General features: G+C 49.0%; 18 protein-coding genes. 10 read left to right on the top strand and 8 right to left on the bottom strand.

The genetic code is table 11. From position 1 onward, the window contains the following. Positions 1 to 2: 2 nt before the first annotated feature. From H8705_RS11490 to H8705_RS11455, 8 genes are all read right to left on the bottom strand, one after another. On the bottom strand, positions 3 to 1,895 hold the full coding sequence (locus H8705_RS11490) for a transcriptional regulator (RefSeq protein ID WP_262395923.1): 1,893 nt from the start codon (positions 1,893 to 1,895) through the stop codon (positions 3 to 5). Positions 1,896 to 1,909: 14 nt separating this feature from the next. Next, positions 1,910 to 2,710: a helix-turn-helix domain-containing protein gene (locus H8705_RS11485; RefSeq protein WP_262395922.1), complete on the bottom strand. Its 801-nt coding sequence runs from the start codon at positions 2,708 to 2,710 to the stop codon at positions 1,910 to 1,912. Positions 2,711 to 2,725: 15 nt separating this feature from the next. After that, positions 2,726 to 4,198: an LlaJI family restriction endonuclease gene (locus H8705_RS11480; protein ID WP_262395921.1), complete on the bottom strand. Its 1,473-nt coding sequence runs from the start codon at positions 4,196 to 4,198 to the stop codon at positions 2,726 to 2,728. Next, entirely contained in the window at positions 4,195 to 6,408 is a 2,214-nt protein-coding gene (locus H8705_RS11475) for an AAA family ATPase (protein WP_262395920.1), read from the bottom strand. The genes H8705_RS11480 and H8705_RS11475 overlap by 4 nt, the downstream gene beginning before the upstream one ends. Next, entirely contained in the window at positions 6,405 to 7,472 is a 1,068-nt protein-coding gene (locus tag H8705_RS11470; RefSeq protein ID WP_262395919.1) for a DNA cytosine methyltransferase, read from the bottom strand. The genes H8705_RS11475 and H8705_RS11470 overlap by 4 nt, the downstream gene beginning before the upstream one ends. Further along, on the bottom strand, positions 7,469 to 8,197 hold the full coding sequence (locus tag H8705_RS11465; RefSeq protein ID WP_262395918.1) for a DNA-methyltransferase: 729 nt from the start codon (positions 8,195 to 8,197) through the stop codon (positions 7,469 to 7,471). Before H8705_RS11465 ends, H8705_RS11470 begins: the two co-directional genes overlap by 4 nt. Before the next feature lie 25 nt (positions 8,198 to 8,222). Next, positions 8,223 to 8,414, bottom strand: a complete 192-nt coding sequence (locus H8705_RS11460) for a helix-turn-helix domain-containing protein (RefSeq protein ID WP_262395917.1) — start codon at positions 8,412 to 8,414, stop codon at positions 8,223 to 8,225. A 70-nt stretch (positions 8,415 to 8,484) separates the two neighbouring features. Beyond that, positions 8,485 to 8,676, bottom strand: coding sequence for a hypothetical protein (locus tag H8705_RS11455; protein WP_262395916.1), 192 nt, complete (start codon positions 8,674 to 8,676; stop codon positions 8,485 to 8,487). Between the two features lie 443 nt (positions 8,677 to 9,119). Between H8705_RS11455 and H8705_RS11450 the strand changes: the two genes are divergently transcribed. The 10 genes from H8705_RS11450 to H8705_RS11405 all read left to right on the top strand — a co-directional run bounded on the left by H8705_RS11450 (position 9,120) and on the right by H8705_RS11405 (position 17,150). Further along, positions 9,120 to 9,572 (top strand): RNA polymerase sigma factor, encoded by a 453-nt coding sequence (locus tag H8705_RS11450; protein ID WP_262395915.1) that lies wholly within the window; start codon positions 9,120 to 9,122, stop codon positions 9,570 to 9,572. Positions 9,573 to 9,713: 141 nt separating this feature from the next. After that, positions 9,714 to 9,920, top strand: a complete 207-nt coding sequence (locus H8705_RS11445; protein ID WP_262395914.1) for a hypothetical protein — start codon at positions 9,714 to 9,716, stop codon at positions 9,918 to 9,920. After that, positions 9,856 to 10,167: a DNA ligase gene (locus tag H8705_RS11440; protein WP_262395913.1), complete on the top strand. Its 312-nt coding sequence runs from the start codon at positions 9,856 to 9,858 to the stop codon at positions 10,165 to 10,167. The genes H8705_RS11445 and H8705_RS11440 overlap by 65 nt, the downstream gene beginning before the upstream one ends. After that, positions 10,157 to 11,284 (top strand): DUF2800 domain-containing protein, encoded by a 1,128-nt coding sequence (locus tag H8705_RS11435; protein ID WP_262395912.1) that lies wholly within the window; start codon positions 10,157 to 10,159, stop codon positions 11,282 to 11,284. Before H8705_RS11440 ends, H8705_RS11435 begins: the two co-directional genes overlap by 11 nt. 1 nt (position 11,285) lies before the next feature. After that, positions 11,286 to 11,861, top strand: coding sequence for a DUF2815 family protein (locus H8705_RS11430; protein ID WP_128744955.1), 576 nt, complete (start codon positions 11,286 to 11,288; stop codon positions 11,859 to 11,861). Positions 11,862 to 11,874: 13 nt separating this feature from the next. Then, positions 11,875 to 12,045: a hypothetical protein gene (locus H8705_RS11425; protein WP_262395911.1), complete on the top strand. Its 171-nt coding sequence runs from the start codon at positions 11,875 to 11,877 to the stop codon at positions 12,043 to 12,045. Positions 12,046 to 12,108: 63 nt separating this feature from the next. Then, positions 12,109 to 14,049, top strand: coding sequence for a DNA polymerase (locus H8705_RS11420; protein ID WP_262395910.1), 1,941 nt, complete (start codon positions 12,109 to 12,111; stop codon positions 14,047 to 14,049). Positions 14,050 to 14,129: 80 nt separating this feature from the next. Further along, positions 14,130 to 14,558 (top strand): DUF7768 domain-containing protein, encoded by a 429-nt coding sequence (locus H8705_RS11415; RefSeq protein ID WP_262395909.1) that lies wholly within the window; start codon positions 14,130 to 14,132, stop codon positions 14,556 to 14,558. Then, entirely contained in the window at positions 14,551 to 14,874 is a 324-nt protein-coding gene (locus H8705_RS11410) for a hypothetical protein (protein WP_262395908.1), read from the top strand. Before H8705_RS11415 ends, H8705_RS11410 begins: the two co-directional genes overlap by 8 nt. After that, the gene (locus H8705_RS11405) at positions 14,874 to 17,150 is read left to right on the top strand and encodes a phage/plasmid primase, P4 family (RefSeq protein WP_392392091.1); all 2,277 of its coding nucleotides are present in this window, start codon (positions 14,874 to 14,876) and stop codon (positions 17,148 to 17,150) included. The genes H8705_RS11410 and H8705_RS11405 overlap by 1 nt, the downstream gene beginning before the upstream one ends. The last annotated feature ends 26 nt before the right edge of the window (positions 17,151 to 17,176 follow it).

Below are 17,176 nucleotides of genomic sequence, written 5' to 3'. Positions count from 1 at the left end.
GATTATTCTGTGCCGGTCATAACAGGCAGATTTTTCGACACCAACATATCGTTACAGTCATGAATAGAATGCGTGTAGTAGTGGTGGAGAAAGAAGTTATAGAGCAAATGGGCTTCGCTTTGAGCCAATCGCAGGGTAAAACCAGATCTTTCAATAAGTGCTTTGCTCAACTCTGGTGGCAAATGCATACCAATGCATATCGCAACAACACTATCTATGCTCTTTGGGTATTGAGGATTATTACGCATACGCTGAACCATTCTCGTGGATATCAGGGCATTTTCTGCCAGAGACTCCTCGGATATTTCTACCCAATCCATAAGGTATATAAGCGCAGCACCGAATGTAGCGGGTAATTCTTGAAGAACTCGCTGAATCTCTGTTTCACGAGCGAGGATGGCATCTGCTTTTCCCATTACATCGGCGCTGACCTCTTTGGCAAAAGTGGTCTGGAACACAATGCCGGAATCCACATCCCTAAAGAGAACGCACTCTTTATAAAATTCCTCGCCATATTTATTGGTTGCCTTTACTTTCAGTTTGAAGACCAGGCAACACTCGTCAATGTGCAAGCGGCCATAATCGGTCATCTGCACGGTATTGTTTTCATCTCTGGTGACATACTTCGGGTCATTCAAACACATATGCGAATCCACATATATGTAGGAACCCTTTTGTGATTGAGTGGAAAGACGTATATCGCTGAAGGCGATGATTTGGGCATCGTCTGCGCTGATACAGTATGTCTGGTCTTTTTGCAAGCGACCTTTTTTGAAGGCGTGGGGCTTCACATAGTGTCCGTCAATATAAGTGAATGCACCAATTGCTTCCTCGTATCCCGCATCCACCATACGCATTTTAGCCGCGTGGCGGGAGACAACGAAAAAGGTCGCAAGGGCATCAATGACAGCTTCCATCACATCTACAATGTGGGTGGCATTCATTTCTCGTTGAAATTTACGGACATATTCGGCCGCTTTTGTTTTGAAAGAGCCGATCGGCATCTGGATACGCGGTGCCAGGGAGTTGGCCTGCCACTCCATCCAGTCGGCTGCGGTTCGGTCAGACGAACCCTTCGATCCGCCAATGACCAAGCACTTTATCTGTGTTGCGTCACGGTTATAAAGACGCTCCAGTTCAAAGGCTTTTCTGTGCTGATCCCAGTGGACGCACTCATGCACAATGGTGTTGTTAACGGAACCCAGATTTCTCAAAAGGAATGCCTTGGGATCAACAACGATGGTCTTTGCTGGAAAGTGAGTGACTTCCATTTCTCCCGTATCGGAGTTGAATACTTCGGTATCACAGTCCTGGAAGAAAATCTGCCCAAATACAGAAAAATCCTCTGTCAGTTCCTGGGTAACAACCGAAAGACCGAGCCTGTCGGCAAGAACCATAGGGTCAACAGGCATAGGAGTTCGCAGGGCTTCCGGGTAGTGTTTCCTCAAAAATTCCGTAGCTATCTTATCAAGGTCGATTTTATAGCTGATAGGAACAAGAGAATCAGACAAAGGCTTGTTTTGCTTATTTTTTTGGTTATACTGATCGACCCGATGAATACGGAGATCATCCATATTTTCGGAGAGGTCGGCTGTGCAGGAAAGGATGAACCAGGGGAAACAGGTATCCTCATCTACATCTCGGTGGCGGTGGTGTTCTTTAACATACACCTCTGCCTCAACGAGAACATCAAATGCGATGCCCATCCCGTCTCGATCATCGATTCCCACGGTTTTTATTTCAAAATCAGAGAGTTCTGCGTAATCGGCACTGCTGACCGTACGGGAACTCAGTTCGATATTATGGCGGTTTTGTATGACATACGATTTTATGGCATTGAAGAACTGGTCATAAAATCTGCTGCCGATGTATTCCTTAAACGAACGGTCAGCCACAGAAAGCCCTCCTTCTATAGATTTGTTAGTGGCGGCATTCCTGACTTTTTCAGGAACATATTACACTCATAAACTGTGTTGTTGTAAGCGGCATCGATAAGGTACTGATATGCTCTTTCCTTGGGAGTTTTCCGCAATTGATAACCCGCCGCACCAAGCAAATTGACAATTTGGTGTGGAAACAAATGCAAAGCGATCCCGATAGCAACAACATTTTCGAGCGTTGGGCGTTCGCCCTCGTCGTTCTTGTATCGGCGAATTGTGCGATCAGAAATGCCTGTCAATTCCGCCAGTCCCTCTTCGGTAACATCTTTCAGTTCCATGAAAAAGGACAGCATTCCGCCGAAATTAAATGGGGGCTCTTGTCCACCGCCGGATATGATATTCCGAAACATTTCTTCAGAAATCGTGTCGATCGATGCAATCTTTTCGGCATGAGCTATCCGCTTACCCTTATATTCTTTAGCGAAATGATATAACTCATCGGGCTTTGGCTTCCGCTCGACAAAGAGATGCTCTTCGCACAAGCAGAAAGCCGTCAGCCCATTTTTCTCTCCGAAGAGTTTTTGGGAACGGAAAAATGCGTGAACATCAATATTCTGTTCCAATAGGATAATTGCTATAGGACGAAGGACAAAGAGACCATCAATATAGATGTACTTTCCGCTATCGATGGCTCTTCGAAAATCGGGGTGCCGTTTATAGTACGAAAGAACCAAACCCTTCGGAATGCGCAGGACACGCTTCTCGGCAAAGACATGACCATCGGTATTATCATTCTTTTTTGACGGCATGGGAGAAGCAACAGGGGCCATGGCTCTACCTCCTTTTTACAGATTTAAGGTTTGAATATCGATTCTTGTGTTTTCAATGTAGTGCCGATACATCAGCTCCGCAGGCAGTAACCGCACCTGTATGTCCTGCAATCCCAGATTCCGCAACATGGCGAGGGATGCAGTGCCTTTTTCGACTATTTCCGTAGAAGCGGTCGGCATGAGGAAGCAGTTCCGCACGGTGCTGATCTGGTGTGCTTCCACAAAAGGCTGATATGCCAACTGGTACAAGTACTGTTTGGTGATGGACTCGATACCGGGCTGACCACGCAGCTTTTTATTGTGTTCCAGTTGAATATTGTAGTATTTGGCATCAAAGATGATAAACTGATAGTCCCCATCGACATTAACGATGGAAATGAGGTCTGGGATAAGTGTATCCTCGGCCTGCTTAACAAACGGTTCACCGTTCGGTGCAGTCCCAGACCACTGCGGTTTATCAATCAAGTCAATGAGTTTCTTATGCCGCATATCGCGGTATTGCTCGGCCAATGGTACGGGCAGTCGCAGTCCACCGATTGGCTTCTGCAACTGGTTGTCCATTACTTCCGCACAGACCTTTTCCCATACCAGATTGAAACTGTTCGTTCCGAACATACTGAAGCAGTCAAGATCGTCCAGTGCGCTGCTGTTGGCTATGTAGGCATACAGTGTTTTCAGCAGAAGCTGTTTGCGGGTATTGAACTGGATATTGAGTTCTTTGACAATGCGCTCCAGGACATACTCCTTGTCACCAAAGTCCTCGATATTCTCATCGGAAATATCGACACCCATAATATCGAACAGATCCAACAGATCGGCATCTCGCAATTCCTCCGTGCAACGGGTGAGGACACACTCATGCAGGCGCTTGAAGAAATCGAAATCGTCATTCACACGCTTCATGGTCAGCAATTCCGGGTAATACGGCCGGTTGTTGCTTAAGAGGGTGAATGTTTCGTTGATGGTCTTATCCCAAAGAATGTCGCCGGACCCGTTGTACTCGATGATGTCCTGCGTGTTGGTATAGGCACCATACTCGAAATAATCCTGGAGGAGAAACAGCATAACAGCCAACATATTAAATGCACTGCTGTCACTCGTATCGTTGTACATACGAATGATCTGTTCCTTGGAATTGTACTTTTCCAGAACCTTCAGCACTTGTTTCAGTTCTGCTTTGGGGGCCGTGGCATCAAGCAGATATTTCGGATAGCATTTCAGCACACGACCCTCAATTGTAATAACACCTACAAAAGTGAACACATACAGATATTCGTTTTCACCGACCTCAACATCAGCGATTTCAATGTCCTCATCCAACAGATCGGTGAGATCCCTCTGTGTGTCATTTGCTTTTACGGCCTTCAGAACGCCATATTCTTTCAGACACTTCAGAATGCGGACAGTCTTTTCCTCGGAGCAACGAAACTCTTTAACCAGGTCTTCCTGGGTATAGCGTTTTTGTTCTCGTAAAAATACTGAAATCATTCTCCATCATCCTCTGGCAAGAAACAGTCACTAATTTTGGTACAGAAGATGAAAACGCCCTTTGTGTCGAACTCTCTGCATATTTGAGAGTAAAGGTTTTTGTTTTCGTCCTTGCACCCTGCAAACAGAGACGGGCGCTTCTGTTTTGCGGCATCGTCGAACAGGTACATAATGACCTTGTTCTTAAAGATGCGAGTAAAGACTGCAGGGTCAATCATTTCCCCCTCCGGCAGATTCTTCTTGGAGATGAAATACGGACCCATCAGCTTATCCTCGTTCACCTTATAAGTGAGCAGTTCATTATTGATGGCCTTGCGGAGCGCGTTCCATTCCACAATGCGGCGATAATCACCCTGACCGAGGATGACTTTTTTGCCAACGATTCCGGCTTCGCTATCATCGATGCCCAAATAGGTGAAATCCCATCTGCGCTTAAAAGCAGTATCCATCGGGAATACGCCCTGGTCAGCACTGTTCATGGTAGCCCAGATGAACATATTGTCTGGGATGCGGATTTCAGCGTAATCGTCGGGATTGCCGCCGAGTTCTCCTGCCAAATACTTTTTGATGTCCTCGGATGCCTGGATCGGATATTCACTAACCTCGTCATCGCCTCGGTCGAGTAACTGGAATACATCACCGAACACAGCAGCGACATTGGCACGATTGATTTCCTCGATTACAAGCAGGAAAGGCTTGGGTGCATCAGTTCTGCTGTTCTGGAGGGCTTTTACATAGGTACGCATGAACGGACCAGGTACATAGGAATAAGTGATGGCGTCCTTGCCATCGCTGTCCTTGCAGGGCACCGGCTTGTATGTACCGACAAAATTAGCGTAGGAGTAGTCCGGGTGGAAGGTAACGCGCTCGTACTCGCCGCCATCTGCAAGCAGCAGATCCTTTTCGTGATTCAGCGTAAAGCTCTTACCAGTGCCAGGAGCACCGAAGAGGATACGGTTACGAGGGAATTCACTCTGATAACCTGTGCTGAATTTAATTTCCTGCATTAGTGCAAAAATCCAATCTATTAATGGCTTTCTTGCATCCTCTCTGTCGGGTCTCCATTCGGAGGAAACAAAATATCCATTTTCAGCAATCATATACTTTTCGGAATAGTAGCGGGCATTGCCGTTAGCATCCTTGCGCTGCTCATCGTCTGGTTGGTTAGGATTCACGCACAAGAGAATGCCCTTAAGCGAGTTGTGGCGGAACAGAACTGCACATTGCTCTTTGTCCTGGAGTGTTTCAAGAGATTTATCTGTGAACAATCCGTGTGTTTTCATGAAATCAAGACATGAAAGTATAAATTCCTGGTTGTCCTTATCCATCCACTCCCGACGAAGAGCATCAAAATCAATCGTTGGCTCTGTAGCGGGAGTTGTGAGATATACCTTAGGTTCCAGCTGATGGAATACAGCCACTCTGTCGGCATAATGTCTCAAAGCATCTGCGTCAATTGCTGTTACTGCATTGTTGTGGGCAGAAATATTTGAAATAAGGTTTTCTGCAAGGGCAGATTTCAAAATACGCAAAGAGCCCTTTGCTTCCTTGTCACCAGAGATATCCACGGCATCGGTATGGGACAAGACTGCTTTATACACACTTTCCAGGTTAAACACCACATCAGCTTCGTTGTCAATCAGCTTGTAGTATGCTGATTCCGAAATGATGGTCAGAAAACGAATAATATTACTTTCTTTTTCATTATCAGCATTCAGATCAAAGCCAAGCCACGAAAAAAAGACTTTTATGTAATCAGCATCATCACCACAGACAGCGTCGAGCAGATCCATATTGAGTGTAAACCATACTTTTTTAGGGAAACGAGAACCGCCCGTTCTTTCGGCACTATTAGGCCTACCATCAGAAAATCTAATTTTTGCAACTTTCCATACAAGTTCAAAAGCAACCAACAATGCTTCAAGCTGCGCTTTGAGCATCAAATTGTTGTTCACCTTATCTCGGAATTGCTCTAATGTTACCCCGTCAGAAACCTCCTGCAGTCTCTGATACAGCGCTTCTTCAATATCTGTTCGCAGTACAATTGCGTTTCCCTGCGCAGTTGCATACTCTAACTCAGACGGACGCCCCATTTCACGCCACATAAGAAAGAGCAATGCTAATGTCGGCTTAACGGATGGCAGAGAGGATTTGATTCCTAATTTCAAGTCTATTTGGTCATATACAGGAGCAGATTCTGGTCTGATCATAATTCATTGTCCTCCATATCTTTTTTTATCACTGTTGCAATGGCGTTTGCCAGACGCGGTGGAACGGCGTTTCCAACCTGTTTCATTTGGGAACTCTTTGTCCCAGTGAAAATAAAACTATCTGGGAATGACTGAATACGTGCTGCCTCTCGCACGGTAATGGCACGATCCAAATAAGGGTGCGTGAAACGCCCAGAGGATGGCGTATCGAATCTGGTCGTGATAGTAACAGAAATATCGTCTTTTATCATTCGGGACCAGGTACCACTATAAATGGATTTTGTCAAATGTTCGTCCGGCAAAACTTCCTTTCCGCAGTTCGGCGGAATAAGCGCCAGTCGTTCTAATACCAATTTTGAATGCTTGGTAGCGACGTGATTATGAAGCACACACATATTTCCACGCAGAGATTTTGCATAATCGCTGGCCGGAAGGTCAGCATATTGCTGTTCTTCTTGACCCTCGCCTGATTTAAGATAAGCCAAATCACCGATTGCATCCCAAATTGTTACTCGTTGTTCTGTTTTTATCGGTAACGCAGGTGCTTTACCGTCTCTTTTACCGATAATCACTGCACGCCTTCTGTTTTGCGGTACACCATAGTCTGCTGCGTTAAGGACACCAGTGTTCAGGCTGTACCCCATTCCATTGAAAAGGTCAATAATCTCCTTCTGAAAGTATCCATTCTCGGCTGTCAGCAAATTCGGAACGTTTTCCATTACAAAATATCTGGGTCGAACAAGATCTACGACTTTGACATAATACTTGAATAAGAAGTTACGCTCATCGTGAATTGTTTTGCGCTGTCCTTTTTGGGAGAACCCTTGGCATGGGGGACCACCAATAATTACATCGATTTTTCCTGCAAATGTACCGAAGGTATTTTCGAGATCTAACGCAGTGATATCACCGACCACCATTTTAGTTTCATGGTGGTTTTGTCGGTATGCAGTTGCAATTTCGTTGTCATACTCATTTGCCAGTACAACATGAAAACCGGCTTGCTCAAAGCCAAGTGACAAACCACCAACACCCGCAAAGAGGTCAATGACTGTAGGTTTCATTCAGTTCGACCTCCTTCGATGCGTTTCTTTGCCATATCAAAGTAATTCTCATCCAGTTCAATTCCAATAAAATTGCGACTGGCTCGTTTTGCTACGACTCCGGATGTACCGCTTCCCATGAAAGGATCGAGAACCCAATCGTCTGTGTTGGACAAAACTTCAACAAAATGACTCATGAGCACCTCTGGCTTTTGCGTAGGGTGTTTACCATATTTGCGCTCACTGGCAGGGGTTACTGCGGTTTCAATAAAATCGTGCAGAACTGCACCATTGTTGTTAAAGGTACCGGTGCGTGTTTTGTATGTGAAATAAATCCATGTTTCCGTTGAGTTTACAAAATGCAAATTCATATTACGGGGCATAGGATTCAGTTTGTGCCAGATTCCGGTGGTCTTATAGTAAAATCCGTGCTTTTCAGCCAAACTGATGGTGGTTTCGACTTTGATGGCTGCCATAAAGACAATCATAGACCCGCCCTTTTTCATAACTCGCGCAGCTTGCGCAAAGAAACCGTCCATAGCATTTGCCCACTCATCATATTCGAGGTTATCCCAACCCGCAGCCCCAAAGAAATTATCACGCATTTTTTTGAGGTTGGTATCTCTGCTTATCATAAAGTTGCCGAGATTATACGGCGGATCAGTAAGAATCAAGTTAATAGAGTGATCTGCAATTTCGGTCATAGCCTGTATGCAATCACTGTTATAAAGTATCACTTCAGACATATCATTGTTCCTTCCTGGTGAGTTATTATTCCATCGCGCTCTTACCGCTTTTTACCCATTCTTCCAGTTCGGAGCGTTTGAACTTCCACTGTTTGCCGATTTTGTGGGCAGGTACATTTTTATCCTTTATCCATTTACGCAATGTAACAGGCTTGATGTTAAGAAACAACGCTGCATCTTCAATACTGATATAGTTCTCATTAATTAAATTAGACATATTTGCACACCTCATCTTCGTATGTTTGCGCAGTTTCGCTTTTATATTATACCAGATATTTGTATCTTTTTCAAGTCGTTTGGGCATCTTTCTTGCTTTTTCCGCTATTTCGTGATATTTGCGATACCGTAGGGTGTGCTTCAAGCCACTCTAATTCTACTGCAAACACAGTCCAATAAAGCGGACACATCGTGTGTGCCACAAAAAAATCAAAAATATTTTTTCTCTTGGTGGACATATCGTGTCCGGCAAAACGAGACAAATTTGCCCCCCTGCAGCATCACTGCACCCTCTCCAACGAGCCTTAGTGCTTGTCTGGAGAGGTTTTTTTGTTTTTACCCCTAAATTCAGCGGACACGCCGTGTCCGGGTCAAATGGTGTCCTTTCTTCTATAATTAAAGCACAGTCAGACGGAATCTCCGTAGACTGAACAATTTAATTATTCAAAGCCTGATTTGCAATAAGGGCCGAGGATACAAATATTGTCTTCCCACTGCATCGTTGGTGGGTCGCAATATCGGTACCCTGTTCTTGTTGCGCCCATATTAGGCTCCAAGGGTCTGTGTATCGAATTGCACAGACCTTTTTGTGTCCTTCCGCCCCCCGCTGACCAGGCGGAAAGGACAACCTATGAAAACCAATGAAAATCAGAAGTCAACCCGTGAGTACAAGGTCTACATCCACCGTCTCAAGACCTGGGTGGAAGTGACCGAAGAGCAGTATTACGCCTACTACCGCGATATTTGGGCTACCCGCAAACGCGCCCAGGCACACGGTCAGTGTATGTGTCCCAAGTCCAAGACCTGGATGTGCGATGGCGACTGCCTTGCCTGTGAATTCCGAGCCGCAGGAGATAACCTCTCTCTGGATTACACCGTTGAGGACGGCGAGGGTAACCAGAAGAGTTGGGCGGATAACTTGCAGGATGACACCCCAGACGCACAGTCCATCATGGAGGATCGTGAACTGCTCTGCGCCCTGTATCAGAAGTTGCAGGAACTCGACCCCGAAGGTCGCCGTATCTGTGAACTGATTATGGAAGGTAAATCCGAGAGAGATATTGCTTCCATCATGGGCTATAACAACCAGAGTGCTGTGAATTACAGAAAACAGAAAGCCTTTGACAGACTGCGTGTTCTGCTCGGAGACTACATCTAAACACCTGCTCCAGTCATCATTTCGGTGACTGGAGATTTTTTTGAAATTTTTCTGTGTTTCTCTGTTCAAACGCATACCTCACCTCCAGTGGGTAGTGGAAAGAGCAAAAACGACACCGCTCCTTCCAAGGAGGTGAACAGAATGTACGAAGCCCAGAAGAAACACGGCACCGGCACTGACCAGGAACTCATCGATGTTCTCACGGCCATCAGTGTAGTGTCCAAGCGACTGGCTATGAAGCTGGCGCTGATTCAAAGTCAATCTACGGAAGGAGGAAAACAGGATGAGCAAAATGAGCGATATGGCTGCGACCATCGAAGAGCTGCGCACTGCTGCTGCCGCTATTAACGATGCCGCCAATTGGCTTTCAGAGATGTTCAGCGGTGCAGGAGATGCAGAACCGGCTGCTCCCGCCGAACCCGCACTGACCCTGGAACAGGTCAGAGCCGTTCTTGCAGACAAGTCCCGCCAGGGTCATACCGCAGAGATCCGCTCCCTGCTCCAGAAGTATGGTGCCGCCAAGCTGTCCCAGATCGACCCCGCCCACTACAAGGCATTGCTTGCCGATGCGGAGGTGCTGACTGATGGCAAATAAACACGCTGTTCTGTCCGCATCCTCTTCTGAACGGTGGCTCAACTGTCCGCCTTCTGCTCGGCTCTGCGAGAACTACGAGGACAAAGGTAGTGACTACGCTGCTGAAGGCACCGATGCCCACACCTTTTGCGAGTTCCGCTTGAAACAGGCTCTGGGGATGCCCACGGAGGACCCCATCGAAAACCTCTCCTGGTACAACGAGGAGATGGAAGAATGCGCTGCCGGATATGCCGCCTATGTGGTAGAACTCCTGGAAACTGCAAAGCAGACCTGCACCGATCCTGTGGTCATGATTGAACAGCGAGTGAACTTCTCCCGCTGGGTTCAGGACGGATTCGGAACTGCCGACTGCATCGTTATCGCTGACGGTGTGATGAACATCTGCGATTACAAGCACGGCAAAGGCGTCGAGGTTTCCGCCGTGGCAAATCCCCAGATGATGCTGTATGCCCTGGGTGCCCTGGAAATCTTCGATGACATCTACGACATCGATACCGTCCGCATGACCATCTTCCAACCCCGGAAGGCCAATATCAGCGTGTACGAGATGGAAAAGGCCGATCTGCTTCAATGGGCAGACACAGAACTCACCCAGAAAGCGAAACTGGCCTATGAGGGTCAAGGTGACTTCCACTGTGGTGAATGGTGCCGTTTCTGTAAGGCAAAAGCCGAATGCAGAGAACGCGCCGAAGCGAATACGGCTCTTGCCCGATATGATTTCCAGACTCCTGCGCTCCTCGATGATGCGGAAATTGCAGATATTCTCGGCAAGGTCGATGCTCTGACAGCCTGGGCTTCTGATGTGAAGGAATACGCCCTTCAGCAGGCTATCAGCGGCAAGGACTGGAGCGGATGGAAATTGGTCGAAGGCCGTTCCAACCGCAAGTACACCAGTGAAGCCGTTGTTGCCGCCACCGTGGAGGGCGCAGGCTTCGACCCGTATGAGCGCAAAGTCCTCGGTGTCACCGCCATGCAGAAGCTGCTCGGAAAATCCCGCTTTGAGGAACTTCTCGCTCCCTACATTGAAAAGCCGCAAGGCAAACCGACGCTCGTGCCGGAGAGCGACAAACGTCCGGCAATGAACACAGCCAAAAATGATTTTATGGAGGAATTTTAATATGTCTAACAACGCAAACAGAGTCAACAACCCTATGAAGGTCATCACCGGTCCCGATACCCGTTGGTCTTATGCCAATGTCTGGGAACCCAAGTCCATTAACGGCGGCACTCCCAAGTACAGTGTCAGTCTCATCATTCCCAAGTCCGACACCAAGACTGTCGCAAAGATCAAGGCGGCAATCGAAGCTGCCTACCAGGAGGGTCAGTCCAAGTTGAAGGGCAACAGCAAGAGCGTACCCCCTCTGGCTGCCATCAAGACCCCTCTGCGCGACGGCGATATCGAGAGACCCGATGATCCTGCCTATGCCAACGCCTACTTCATCAATGCCAACTCCGCTACCGCTCCCGGCATCGTGGATGCTGACCGCAATCCTGTGCTGACCCGCTCCGAGGTCTACTCCGGCGTGTATGGCCGTGCAAGCATCAACCTGTATGCCTTCAATTCCAATGGCAACAAGGGTATCGCTTGCGGTCTGAACAATCTCCAGCTCATCCGTGCCGGAGAACCTCTGGGTGGTAAGGCAAGCGCCGAGTCCGACTTCGCAACCGATGCGGATGACGATTTCCTGGCTTAATGGAGGTGCGACCATGACTGAATTTCAGGAACTGATGCTTTACACCTGCTTCGGAGCCATGACCGGCGTGTTTATCGCTGAACTCATCTTCCTCATCGCATCTGCGGTGAGTTGGGTGAAGGGCAAGATCCGCAAGCGCAAGGAAGCCAAGAAAATGAGGGAATCCGCCACAAAGGTGGACTAACGCACCAATGGGGCGGCGGGGATCAGTCTCTGCCGCCCTTATTCTCGTTGAAAGGACAATGATATGAAAATTCTCTCAATTGATATCGAGACCTACAGCGATCAGCCCCTTGCAAAAACTGGCGTGTATCGCTATGTAGAGTCACCTTTATTTGAAATATTGCTGTTTTCCTATAGTGTGGACGGCGGTCCCGTGCAACTGGTCGACCTTGCCTGCGGAGAACAGATCCCCGCCGACATTGTTGCCGCTTTAGAGGACGATTCTGTAACCAAGTGGGCCTTTAACGCCAACTTTGAACGCATCTGCTTGTCTCGGCACCTGGGTTACCCCACTGGAGACTACTTGGAGCCAGATTCATGGAAGTGTTCTATGGTGTGGGCAGCAACGATGGGACTGCCGCTTTCTCTGGAAGGTGTTGGTTCAGTGCTTGGGCTTGAGAAGCAGAAGCTGACCGAAGGCAAAGACCTCATCAAATATTTCTGTCAGCCCTGTGCGCCTACCAAGTCCAACGGTCAGCGCACCCGCAACCTTCCGGCTCATGCCCCGGACAAGTGGTTGGCTTTCAAAAAATATAACATCCGTGATGTTGAAACCGAGATGTCCATCCAGGCGCGACTTGCCAAGTACCCTGTGCCGGACAGCGTCTGGGACGAATACCACATCGACCAGGAAATCAACGACCGTGGCGTTGCCCTGGACATGGAACTGGTGCAGCAGGCCATTCAGATGGATGGCAGATCCCGCTCTGAACTGACCCAGGCAATGAAGGGACTGACGGCTCTGGAAAATCCCAACTCTGTGCAGCAAATGAAGCAGTGGCTTTCGGACAACGGCATGGAAACCGACACCCTTGGCAAAAAGGCTGTGGCTGAAATGCTGAAGACTGCGCCGCCGGAATTGCAGAAAGTTCTGACTCTCCGTCAGCAGCTTGCCAAGTCCTCGGTGAAAAAGTACCAGGCAATGGAGACTGCTGTCTGTGCCGATGGTCGCGCCAGAGGGATGTTCCAGTTCTATGGTGCCAACCGCACTGGTCGATGGGCGGGGCGCATCATCCAAATGCAGAATCTGCCCCAGAACCATTTGGTGGATCTGGCGGAAGCCCGTGGACTTGTCCGCTGCGGCGATTTCGATGCTCTGGAAATGCTCTACGAAGATGTGCCAGATACATTGTCGCAGCTTATCCGCACGGCATTCGTCCCCAGAGCAGATGCCAAGCTGATCGTGGCGGACTTCTCTGCCATTGAAGCCCGTGTCATTGCGTGGCTTGCCGGAGAAGAGTGGCGGCAGAAGGTTTTTGCCGAAGGTAAGGACATTTATTGTGCTTCCGCTTCCCAGATGTTTGGTGTCCCGGTCGAAAAGCACGGTGTCAACGGTCACCTCCGGCAGAAGGGCAAAATCGCAGAGTTGGCTCTGGGCTATGGCGGATCAGTCGGTGCTTTGAAGGCAATGGGTTCATTGGAGATGGGGCTTTCCGAAGAGGAACTGCCGCCTCTGGTAGATGCGTGGAGGCAGGCCAATCCAAACATTACAAAACTGTGGTGGGATGTTGACCGTGCGGCAATGGAAGCAGTGCGCTACAAGCACACCAACGAAACCCACGGCATTGAGTTCTCCTGCAGGAGCGGGATGCTTTTTATTACGCTTCCGTCCGGCAGGCAGCTTTCCTATGTAAAACCCAAGGTCGGCACAAATAAGTTCGGCGGCGATTGTATCACCTACGAAGGCGTCGGCGGCACAAAGAAATGGGAGCGGCTCGACAGCTACGGTCCCAAGTTTGTGGAAAACATTGTCCAGGCAACTGCCCGTGACATTCTCTGCTATGCAATGAACACCCTCCGCTGCTGTTCCATTGTGATGCATATCCACGATGAAGTTGTCATCGAAGCGGATCGCAGGATGTCTCTGCAGGCAGTCTGCGACCAGATGGGCAGAACCCCGCCCTGGGCGTCGGGACTGTTGCTCCGTGCCGATGGCTATGAAACAGATTTTTATAAAAAAGATTGATGCTTTTGTGTTCAAAACGGGGCTTCACCTCCAGTGGATAGTAGAGATGGCGGTGAAGCCCATCGTGAAAGGAGTCCTGTATGAGTGTAGATAAATTCAACAGCGAGGGTTATTACGACCCAACCGCATACGAGGCTATGTCCACCGTAGAAAAAGAGGAACGGGCGCTTCGTGCATTTCGGCCTATCGTGTATATCTGCTCTCCCTATGCCGGAGAGATCGAGAAAAATGTAAAGGCCGCCCAAGGATACAGCCGCTTTGCGGTGGAAAAAGGCTATATCCCCATAGCACCGCACCTACTGTTTCCGCAATTTCTGAATGATGCCAACCCCAAGGAACGGCAGCTTGGTCTGTTCTTCGGCAACGCCCTCATGAGCAAATGCTCCGAGGTCTGGGTGTTTGGCAGCCGTATCTCTGCCGGAATGGAAGCAGAGATCAACCGTGCCAAGTGGAAAAATTACCGCTTGCGTTATTTTACTGAAACCTGCGAGGAGGTACACCATGTTTGAAATAACTGAAGGAACCAGAAAAGTGTACGGTAAGGAAATCACCACCTACACCAGAGAAATTTACAGCGCCAATGTCCTGGAAGTCGAAGCAGGCACCAATGGATTCCAGGGTGGCGACAGTGGTCACGGCAGCCGCGCCTATATCCGCATTGAGGATATGGGTTCTACCGATATCCGTGTTAACCCCTTGGGGCGAGACGGTGATGAAGGTTTTGAACTGTTCCTCGGCGGCGACTGTGAACTGGAGACCATGATCCGTGCGCTCAAGTTTATCACAAAAGCCCTGGAGGACGGTGCCAAGGAGGTGCATGACTGATGTTCACCCTGTATAGTGCAGATTTTATCAATGCCCCAAGCAACTGCTCTTATCCCCACAAAGTCGAGGTGACCGATCCTGCCAGTTTTGCGGAAGCGGTCAGCCGCGACTATGTCTGCGCCGAGTACATGAACAATTACCGCAACGGCGATAATTTCCTCGGCTCGGACTGTCTGCCTGTGGACTGTGACAATGACCACTCCGAGAACCCTGCCGATTGGGTCACTCCGGCTGATGTTCAGGCGGCTTTCCCCGGCATTACCTTTGCCGTTCACTACAGTCGCTTCAATATGCGTGAGAAAAACGGCAAACCCGCTCGTCCCAAGTTCCATGTCCTGTTTCCCATTGAGTATATGACGGACTCCGCCGCATACAGCGAAATGAAGAAACTGGTCAATACCATTTTCCCGTATTTCGATACCAAAGCCCTGGATGCTGCCCGTTTCTTTTTCGGAACGGCGAACCCAGAGGTCGAACTGTACCCTGGTGATATGACCTTAAGTGAGTATCTGTCCGCAGAGGATTTTGATGCGGATATGCCCGGTGGTTCCCACGGTGGCACACAGGTCATTCCCGAAGGCAGCCGTAATGCTACTATGTCCCGCTTTGCCGGTCGCGTCATCAAAAAATATGGTGACAACGACACCGCTTTCCAGTGCTTCATGGAGGAAGCCGACAAGTGCAATCCTCCCTTGGAACAGCAGGAACTGATGACCATCTGGCACTCCGCCCAGAAGTTCTATGCCAAGGTTCAGCAGCAGGACGGATATGTTCCTCCCGAATTATACAACGATGATACATCCTATAAACCGGACGATTTCTCCGATGTCGGGCAGGCAGAGGTTCTGGCAAAGCACTTCTCCGGGGAACTGCGTTATTCTCCGGCAACCCACTACATCCGTTACAACGGCCGGTACTGGCAGGAAACCGAACCCGGCGCACAGGCTGTTGCCCACGAACTGACCCGCCGTCAGCTTGCAGAGGCATCTTCCGATATGCTTGCCGCCCTTGCTACGCTGAAGGCTTGCGGTGCACAGGAAATCATGGAAAACAACAGCAAAGCCAAAGCCGAAGGCATGATGAACGAGAAACAGATGGAAGCCTACAAAGCCTTCCTCGCCGCAAAGGCATATCAGTCCTATGTCATTCAGCGCCGTGCATCCAAGAATATCACCGCAACGCTGAAAGAGTCCCGCCCCATGTTGGAAATCACCCCACAGGACTTGGATGCCAATCCGTATTTGCTTTGTACCCCGGATGCCACCTATGACCTCCGTCTGGGTATGGCGGGTGCAAGGGAACATTCGCCGGAGGACTTTATCACCAAGACTACCACCGTTTCTCCCGGCGACCGTGGCAAACAGATCTGGCTCGACTGCCTGAACACCATTTTCTGCGGTGACCAGGAACTCATCGATTATGTGCAGATGATCTGTGGTCTCGCTGCCGTTGGCAAGGTCGAGGTCGAAGCTCTCATTATCGCATACGGTTGTGGCCGTAACGGTAAGTCCACCTTCTGGAACTCCGTGTCCCGTGTCCTGGGTCTTTACAGCGGCAATATCTCCGCCGACACGCTGACCTTCGGATGCCGCCGCAATGTGAAGCCGGAGATGGCCGAGGTCAAGGGCAAGCGTCTGCTCATTGCCGCCGAGATGCAAGAAGGCGCTCGGCTGAACGATTCTACCGTAAAGCAGCTCTGCTCCGTGGATGACATTTTTGCGGAAAAGAAGTACAAGGACCCCTTCAGCTTCTCTCCGAGCCACAGCTTGGTGCTGTACACCAACCATCTTCCCAGAGTCAGCGCTTCCGATGACGGTACCTGGCGCCGCCTTATCGTTATCCCGTTCAATGCCAAGATTGAGGGCAAAAGCGACATCAAAAATTACGGTGACTACCTGTATCAGAACGCTGCCGAGAGCATTCTTGCCTGGATTATCGAGGGTGCCAAAAAGGTCATTGACCTGGGCTACAAGTTTCCCGTTCCCGCTATCGTGCAGAAAGCCATTGATGACTACCGCAGCCAGAATGACTGGTTCGGTAACTTCCTGACTGAAAAGTGTGAGGTCGGTGACGGTCTGAAAGAAAGTTCCAGTACCCTTTACCAGGCATACCGCAACTACTGCCTTGATTGCAATGAGTATGTGCGTAACACCGCAGATTTCTACCTTGCCTTGGAGAATGCGGGTTTTGAGCGTTTGGTACTGAACCGCAAGCGTTATTTTAAGGGTCTGAAGCTGAAAACAGATGATGGCGACTTTGAGGATTTTTTGAATTAACCGGGACTATGACAAGGTGTATCAAG

The organism is Youxingia wuxianensis (assembly GCF_014385085.1).
GTDB lineage: Bacteria > Bacillota > Clostridia > Oscillospirales > Ruminococcaceae > Youxingia > Youxingia wuxianensis.
This window is presented reverse-complemented; position numbering and strand designations above follow the sequence as displayed.

What these genes read in the sequence shown, in the direction of transcription:
- H8705_RS11475 (WP_262395920.1), bottom strand. Translation starts at nt 6,408, where the DNA reads ATGATCAGACCAGAATCTGCTCCTGTATATGACCAAATAGACTTGAAA.
- H8705_RS11410 (WP_262395908.1), top strand. Translation starts at nt 14,551, where the DNA reads ATGTTTGAAATAACTGAAGGAACCAGAAAAGTGTACGGTAAGGAAATC.
- H8705_RS11465 (WP_262395918.1), bottom strand. Translation starts at nt 8,197, where the DNA reads ATGTCTGAAGTGATACTTTATAACAGTGATTGCATACAGGCTATGACC.
- H8705_RS11440 (WP_262395913.1), top strand. Translation starts at nt 9,856, where the DNA reads ATGAGCAAAATGAGCGATATGGCTGCGACCATCGAAGAGCTGCGCACT.
- H8705_RS11405 (WP_392392091.1), top strand. Translation starts at nt 14,874, where the DNA reads ATGTTCACCCTGTATAGTGCAGATTTTATCAATGCCCCAAGCAACTGC.
- H8705_RS11415 (WP_262395909.1), top strand. Translation starts at nt 14,130, where the DNA reads ATGAGTGTAGATAAATTCAACAGCGAGGGTTATTACGACCCAACCGCA.
- H8705_RS11420 (WP_262395910.1), top strand. Translation starts at nt 12,109, where the DNA reads ATGAAAATTCTCTCAATTGATATCGAGACCTACAGCGATCAGCCCCTT.
- H8705_RS11480 (WP_262395921.1), bottom strand. Translation starts at nt 4,198, where the DNA reads ATGATTTCAGTATTTTTACGAGAACAAAAACGCTATACCCAGGAAGAC.
- H8705_RS11425 (WP_262395911.1), top strand. Translation starts at nt 11,875, where the DNA reads ATGACTGAATTTCAGGAACTGATGCTTTACACCTGCTTCGGAGCCATG.
- H8705_RS11460 (WP_262395917.1), bottom strand. Translation starts at nt 8,414, where the DNA reads ATGTCTAATTTAATTAATGAGAACTATATCAGTATTGAAGATGCAGCG.
- H8705_RS11435 (WP_262395912.1), top strand. Translation starts at nt 10,157, where the DNA reads ATGGCAAATAAACACGCTGTTCTGTCCGCATCCTCTTCTGAACGGTGG.
- H8705_RS11485 (WP_262395922.1), bottom strand. Translation starts at nt 2,710, where the DNA reads ATGGCCCCTGTTGCTTCTCCCATGCCGTCAAAAAAGAATGATAATACC.
- H8705_RS11430 (WP_128744955.1), top strand. Translation starts at nt 11,286, where the DNA reads ATGTCTAACAACGCAAACAGAGTCAACAACCCTATGAAGGTCATCACC.
- H8705_RS11445 (WP_262395914.1), top strand. Translation starts at nt 9,714, where the DNA reads ATGTACGAAGCCCAGAAGAAACACGGCACCGGCACTGACCAGGAACTC.
- H8705_RS11470 (WP_262395919.1), bottom strand. Translation starts at nt 7,472, where the DNA reads ATGAAACCTACAGTCATTGACCTCTTTGCGGGTGTTGGTGGTTTGTCA.